This is a genomic window from Paraburkholderia sp., assembly GCF_036488505.1.
In the GTDB taxonomy this organism is placed as follows: Bacteria; Pseudomonadota; Gammaproteobacteria; order Burkholderiales; family Burkholderiaceae; genus Paraburkholderia.
Genome location: NZ_DASXHN010000076.1, coordinates 1 through 2490 on the forward strand (window position 1 = coordinate 1; position 2490 = coordinate 2490).

The following is a 2490-nucleotide window of genomic DNA, read 5'->3' on the forward strand; positions in this document are numbered from 1 at the left end:
TCTCCGTACTAGGCTCTCCCTGGGTGATCGGCGCGGCGGCAGCGCTCGCAGTCGTCGAGTTTTTCGCCGATAAAATCCCCGCTTTCGATTCCCTCTGGGACGCCATTCACACCTTCATTCGCATTCCGGCCGGCGCGGTGCTGGCCGTCGGCGCGTTCGGTCACGCTGATCCGGCGCTGCTCACCGTCGCCGCGCTCGCTGGCGGAACGCTTGCGGGGGCCGCGCATCTGGCGAAGGCCGGCACGCGTGCATTGATCAATTTATCGCCGGAACCGGTGTCGAACTGGGTGGCATCGGCAACTGAGGATTTCGGCGCGTTGCTCGGCATTACGCTCGCGTTGTTCGTGCCGCTGCTTTGCCTGGTGCTGATCATCGCGTTCCTGTTGTGCGCCGGATGGGCATTGCCGCGGCTCGTGAAAGGCGTGCGCGGCGGATTTGACCGGATGGCCAAGCACATGGTGCCCAGCGTCAGCGCGCGCGTGAATCCGGGTGTCGGCAGGTTTGGGAGCAAGCACGATTGAGTACGAGCGGTTTGGGCGGCGAGTTGAAGCGGGATTCTAAGCAGGATTCTCAGCGGGATTCCAAGCAGGATTCGAAGCAGCAAGGACTGAGCTTCAGGCAGATCGTGCGCCAGTCGCTGCGAATGACCGCGCGCGACTGGCGTGCGGGCGAGTTGACCATGCTCATCCTCGCGCTCGTGCTGGCAGTTGCGGCGCTCGCGAGTGTCGGTTTTCTCGCTGACCGGATGCATCAGGGGCTGGAACGCGACGCGCGCCAGATGATCGCCGCGGATTTCGTGGTACGTGCCGATCATCCGGTCGATTCTGCGTTCGCGGCAGAAGCGTCGCAACTCAAGCTCGAGACCGCGACCACCGCTATCTTCCCCAGCATGATCAGCGCGGGTACGTCGGGGGAATCGTCTTCTGCTCCCGTCGCCCGCCTTGCGGCGCTAAAGGCCGTTTCTCCCGGATATCCCCTGCGTGGCGCGGTGCGCATCGCGCCTGCCGCCAATCAACCCGGCACGGCCGCCACCTCCATTCCTGCTCCCGGTACCGTCTGGGCCGACCCCGCTTTACTCGATGCGCTGAAAGTGCCCGTCGGCGGCACGGTCCGGGTCGGCACGCGCGCGTTCAAAGTGGCGGCGGTGATCACGCGCGAACTCGATCGCGGCTTCTCGTTCGTGAGCTTTTCGCCGCGCCTGATGATGCGCGCCGATGAACTCGCGTCCACCGGCCTCGTCACGTTCGGCAGCCGCGTGACCTATCGGCTGCTGGTGGCGGGGCCGGATCCGCAGGTCAAGCAGTTCGCCGCATTCGCCCGCACAAAGGTGGAGGACGGCAAGCTGCGCGGCGTCGCGCTCGAATCGTTGCAGGACGGCCAGCCGCAAGTGCGCCAGACGATCGACCGAGCCAGCCATTTCCTCACGCTCGTTTCGCTGCTGACCGCGCTGCTCGCCGCCGTCGCGATTGCGATGGCCTCGCATCGTTTTGCGCGCCGGCATCTGGACGGCTGCGCCGCAATGCGCTGTCTCGGCGTGAGTCAGGGGACGCTGCGGTCGTTGTTTATCGGCGAATTCCTGGTTGTTGGTCTGCTTGGCAGCGTGGCCGGCGTCGTGCTTGGCTTCGGCGGGCATCTGGTGCTGCTGGACTGGCTCGGAACGCTCGTCGGTGTCGAATTGCCGCCGCCGGGCGTCTGGCCCGCGTTGCAGGGCATTGCGACCGGACTGGTGCTGCTGCTTGGTTTTGCGGTGCCGCCATTGCTTCCGCTTACGCGCGTGCCACCGGTCCACGTGATTCGCCGTGAACTCGGCGACGCCGGCCGGGTAGCGTGGATCGCCTACGGCGTGGGTGTGCTGCTGTTCGCAGGCCTGCTCGTGCTCGCGGCGGGCGAGTGGAAGCTGGGCGGGATCGTGGCGGGTGGATTCGCGGGCGGTCTCATCGTGTTTGGCGGCATTGCGCGCATCGCGCTCTGGGCCGCCGCACGCTTTGTGCGCAGCGAACGCGTGGGCGCGGGCGTGGGCTGGCGATATGCTCTTGCATCGCTGGAGCGGCGCAGCGGCGCGAGCGCGCTGCAGATCACGGCGCTCGGGATCGGCCTGATGTGCCTGCTTTTAATCGCGATGACGCGTAGTGACCTGATCGCGGGCTGGCGCCAATCCACACCGCCAGACGCACCGAATCAGTTTCTCATCGATATCCAGCCCGACCAGCGTGCCGGCGTCACCGATTACCTCAAGCAGCACGACCAGGGCGACGCAGCGTTGTCGCCGATGGTGCGCGGCCGTCTGATCGCGGTGAACGGCAAGCCGGTGAGTCCCGACAACTACGAGAAATCCGACGCGAAACGCCTCGTCGACCGCGAGTTCAACCTCTCGTACACGACCGAACTGCCCAGCGATAACCGCGTGGTCGGCGGCGACTGGTACGGCACCGACGGGCGCGCGCAGGTATCGATAGAAGAGGGGCTCGCGAAAACCATCAACGTGAAACT

The 2490-nt window shown here is 65.9% G+C and carries 2 protein-coding genes; both read left to right on the forward strand.

Annotated features, from left to right (window positions below; all coding sequences use genetic code 11):
- Window positions 1–521, forward strand: a 521-nt coding sequence (locus VGH68_RS04190; protein ID WP_331602238.1) for a DUF4126 domain-containing protein, incomplete at its 5' end; no start/stop codon positions are given.
- A gap of 122 nt (window positions 522–643) precedes the next feature.
- Window positions 644–2490, forward strand: a 1847-nt coding sequence (locus VGH68_RS04195) for an ABC transporter permease (RefSeq protein ID WP_331602239.1), incomplete at its 3' end; no start/stop codon positions are given.